The organism is Nocardia sp. NPDC004123 (assembly GCF_053603795.1).
The window spans coordinates 1-4239 of the sequence record NZ_JBSGGG010000062.1 but is presented as its reverse complement, the minus strand read 5'-3'; the positions used below and the strand labels follow the sequence as shown (position 1 = coordinate 4239).

The window sequence follows — 4239 nt, the reverse complement described above, 5'->3', positions numbered from 1 at the left end:
ACCTCGCGCCGGTCGTCGGCAAAGACCCCGTCACGCTGGCCAGGCGATGGGAGCGTCTGCAGGATGACGGATACGTATGGGTGACAGGGTGCTCACGCCGCGGGCAGATGGCACTGCTGGAGATTGACTGCGAGTCCAGAAGTCTGGAAGAAACCGCATCGGCCCTCGAACAGGACCCCGCTGTTTGGATTCTGGACCATTGCTCAGGTGCACGAAGCCTGCTCGCGCAGATCCGCGTCAACGATCTTTCATCATTGTCGGACTACGTTGTCCATCGACTGGGGGCGATGCCAGGCATCCGCTCCATCTACGTCCACCCGATCAATCAAGTTCTCGTCGAAGGCCAACAATGGCGGCTGCAGGCGTTGTCCCAGATCGAGGTCACCCGTGTTCGCCCACCACAACCCCCACGGCGGCGTGCAGCACGAGTCGTCCAGCCAGACCTGAAAGCCGCAATCGAGGAAGAAGTCTGGAAGGACGGACGTATCTCCATCAGCACAATCGCCAAAAGGCACGGCTACAGTTCCCAACGTGTATCGGATGCTCTTGCAACACTACGTGCCAGCGGTGAACTCATCATTCGTACGGATATTGCGCGTACTGCATCCGACCGACCCATATACACTTGGTATTTCATCAATGCCCCGGGTGAGACTATCGAAGCCGCGCGTCGAACTTTAAGTTCCGTTCCGGATATCCGCGCCGCTTTTACATCCCCGAGTCGCTACAATCTGATCCTTGCGGTATGGTTGCACGACCTCAGTGACATCACCCAGTTCGAAATCGCGCTAACCTCAGCGCTCCGAGGTGCGCGCATTGTTGATCGCTCAGTTGTGATGCGTGGCAGGAAACACCTTTCGCAAATAATCGGGCCAGACGGGCGGGTTTCCCGACCCGGGACGAAGAACATAGTTTCCTCGAATTAACCACCAGTACTAAATCGTCCCGTCATGTTCGGAGGGACTGTAAATAGCTCCTCTGTCAAGCGGTAGTGATGGTTCCGGTGGGTTGCTGGTCGGCGAGCATGGCGCGGAAGACGACGTCGGAGAGCCTGCGTTTGAGCATCCGTAACACTTCGAGACCGCCGTCACCAGCGGCCTTGCGTCGTGCGAGTAGCTCGCGGGCCCCGGGATGACAGCGTGCTTGGGTGAGAGCGATGCGATGAAGGGCTGCATTGAGCTGCCGATTTCCGGTGCGAGACAAGCGATGTCGTGCCCGGTTGGATGACCAGACGGGAACGGGTGTCGGCCGGGCGCAGTATTTACAACAGCCACGAAGGCGGGAACTCAACGGCAGAGCGACCCGGCCGACCTAATGATGCTGACACTGGAAACAACGGCTCTGTCCCTCTTTCGGTGGTGGCGGATAGCGAACTATGCCAACAGGATTCGGTGGCGGAGTAGCTGGAAGCTGGCCCTGCCATACATCTGCCGCTTGATCAGCTTTGTCTTCGTGTTCACGCCCTCGATCGGGCCGCTGCTGTAGGGAAGGGTGAGGCCGGCGACGGCGGCGTCATGGTCCTGATCGAGACCGGTCAAGAAGGGTTCGAGTTCGGGCAGTCCGGCCTCGCGGACCTGTTTCATCCAGCAGCCGAGCTCGCTGCCGCAGCGGTTGCTCATGATGTGGGCGAACTCGTGCACGAGCCCGGCGAGAGCGGTCATTTCGGGGCAGGTGGCGAGTAGCTCGTCGAGATGGGTGCGGCGCTCGGCGGGCAGCTCGGCCCGGCGGGTCATGATCCAGCTGGTGAGTCGTTTGGGCGAGGGCCCGATCCGGTCGCTGATGTGACGGCCCTGGTTGATGTATTTGTAGAGCAGGTTCAGGCTGCCGGTGTAGCCGAGTGCTTTCAGCTCCTCGAACAGGTGCAGAACCGGCGGCCCCGGGATCGGCGGCGCGACGAGCACGTAGGTGATCACGGTAGGGGTCGACGAGGCAGGCCCGATACTGAGGTGGGCGACGCATCCGGTCCGGCTCGGGCACTCGGGCATATCGCTTGACGGTGTTGAGCGCCAAGCCCAATCGGCGCGAGCAGTCCAGAAGACCGACACCCTGGTCGAGCAGATCATGGATGGCATGCCAGCGCTCGATGGTGGACTGCTCGCGCGTGAGCTGCTGCCGCTTGGGACCGTGCCCGGCCCAGCAGACGCTGTGGGCGACGACGGCTTTCTCCACCACGCGCCCGAGCCCATTCCACAGATGCCAGCGGTCGGATGCCTGCAGCGCTTCGGCGGTGGCATCTGCTGCGGTGGTCCTCCCGTGGTCAACATCGTGGTGTCCTTGCGGGAGGGCACCACTAGTTCGAGCATGGGGCAGGCCCCTCTTCAGCCACTCCCGGCACGGCACCCGATGGGAGGCAAGCCAGTAGAGAGCCACACCAAAGCAGACGGCGGGCAGCCGAATATTGGAAGCACCTGAACCAAGTCCTGGCCGGGACCCGATCCTGACACCAGTCTCTAATGGGTCCTGATCGGCGAGTTCTCGATTGGGTGTGATCGATTCGGGGAAGCTGGTCATTGGGCCACCGGCCGGTGAGCACTGTTCAAGTCTCTGGGACGCTGTCCGATTCCTAGAGTTAGATCGTGCCCCGGCCGGTCGGCAGGAGCACCCACCAGCGCTCATGGGATGTCGTGCCGATCGAGCACTGATCCATTAGGTCGCCGCCGGGTGATCCTGAGCCCGAACACATTCCGAGGATCAACGCTTGGAGGTGATCGATGATCTTCGTCGGCGATGACTGGACCGAAGATCACCATGATGTCCACATCATGGACGAGGACGGAGCACGGTTGGCTTCTCGTCGCCTACCGGAAGGACTCGTCGGCATCAGCATGCTCCACGACCTGGTGGCTCGCCATGCCCACGATCCGCAGGACGTGGTGATCGGCATCGAAACCGATCGCGGTCTCTGGGTGGAGGCGCTGGCAGCAGCGGGATACCGGATCTACGCGATCAACCCGCTCGCGGCCGCCCGCTACCGAGATCGCCACCATGTCTCGGGAGCGAAATCCGATGCCGCAGACGCGAAACTCTTGGCCGACCTCGTCCGCACCGATCGCCACAACCACCGCCCGATCGCTGGTGACAGTTCTGAGGCCGAGGCGATCAAGGTACTCGCCCGCGGCCACCAGAACCTCATCTGGGCCCGCACCCGCCACACCAACACCCTGCGATCGACGTTGCGCGAGTACTACCCCGCCGCACTGGAGGCCTTCGACGACCTGGCAGACCACGACGCCCTGGCCGTCCTCGGCCACGTACCCAGCCCTGCACAAGGCGCCGCCCTGACGCTGCCCATGATCGGTTCAACACTCAAACACGGCGGCCGCCAACGCAATATCGACAGCCACGCACGCCGAATCCAAACCGCCCTGCGCCGTGAGCATCTCACCGCCGACGGAACAATCACCACCGCGTTCGCCGCCCTGACCCGAGCGACGATCGACGTGATCGTCGAGATCAACACCCAGATCGCTGCCCTCGAAACCACTCTACGAACCCATTTCGACCGGCATCACGATGCCGAGATCTACCGGTCACTGCCAGGACTGGGCACCGTGCTCGCATCCCGGATCCTCGGCGAGTTCGGCGACGACCCTGACCGCTATCGCACCAGCAAAGCACGCAAGAACTACGCCGGAACCTCGCCACGGACCATCGCCTCCGACCGCAAACGCACCGTGTTAGCCCGACACGTCCGCAACAAACGCCTCTACGACGCTATCGACCAATGGGCCTTCTGCGCCATCTCCCACAGCCCCGGCGCCCGAACCTACTACGACCACCACCGAGCCGCCGGCGACCTACACAACCAGGCACTCCGCGCACTGGGCAACCGCCTCGTCGGCATCCTTCACGGCTGCCTGCACCACCATGCTCACTACTACGAACACATCGCCTGGGCCCACCGCCAAAGCGCCACAGCCGCTTGACAATTTACGCCCCTGGGATGTCTAACTAGCCGACTTCTGGGCCGAGAGTTCGTACGAACAACCCAGTCGGGCGGGTCAGATTTGTTAATGCGTATGAAGCGCTGCACGTATTCGCTGGCCACCATTATTCGAACACGCTGGCGGCGCATCCGAGGTCGTCATCAGCGACAGCCACACGCGACCAGCGTGAAACATGACCGAACAGAGGAGTTCAGCCATGGTAGCTACCGAGCAGGATCAGTTCTTCCACACACTGATCCAGTCGGCCCAGCGACTATCGTTCGACCCACGATGTCCGCAGCTGTACGAGCCG

Annotated in this window: 4 protein-coding genes; 2 read left to right on the top strand and 2 right to left on the bottom strand. The window is 62.1% G+C overall.

The genetic code is table 11. From position 1 onward, the window contains the following. A partial coding sequence (locus ACWEQQ_RS44845; protein WP_452352543.1) for an Lrp/AsnC ligand binding domain-containing protein occupies window positions 1–926 on the top strand: 926 nt, incomplete at its 5' end. A gap of 55 nt (window positions 927–981) precedes the next feature. Here the strand turns inward: ACWEQQ_RS44845 and ACWEQQ_RS44840 are convergent. Both ACWEQQ_RS44840 and ACWEQQ_RS44835 read right to left on the bottom strand, forming a co-directional pair. Continuing rightward, window positions 982–1290, bottom strand: coding sequence for a transposase (locus tag ACWEQQ_RS44840; RefSeq protein ID WP_452352542.1), 309 nt, complete (start codon window positions 1288–1290; stop codon window positions 982–984). A gap of 83 nt (window positions 1291–1373) precedes the next feature. Then, window positions 1374–1913: an ISL3 family transposase gene (locus ACWEQQ_RS44835; protein ID WP_452352541.1), complete on the bottom strand. Its 540-nt coding sequence runs from the start codon at window positions 1911–1913 to the stop codon at window positions 1374–1376. A 798-nt stretch (window positions 1914–2711) separates the two neighbouring features. Here ACWEQQ_RS44835 and ACWEQQ_RS44830 point away from each other — a divergent pair. Continuing rightward, entirely contained in the window at window positions 2712–3926 is a 1215-nt protein-coding gene (locus ACWEQQ_RS44830; RefSeq protein ID WP_452352540.1) for an IS110 family transposase, read from the top strand. Window positions 3927–4239: the final 313 nt, after the last annotated feature.

Coding starts and splice junctions, on each gene's coding strand:
- ACWEQQ_RS44830 (WP_452352540.1), top strand. CDS start 2,712: ATGATCTTCGTCGGCGATGACTGGACCGAAGATCACCATGATGTCCAC.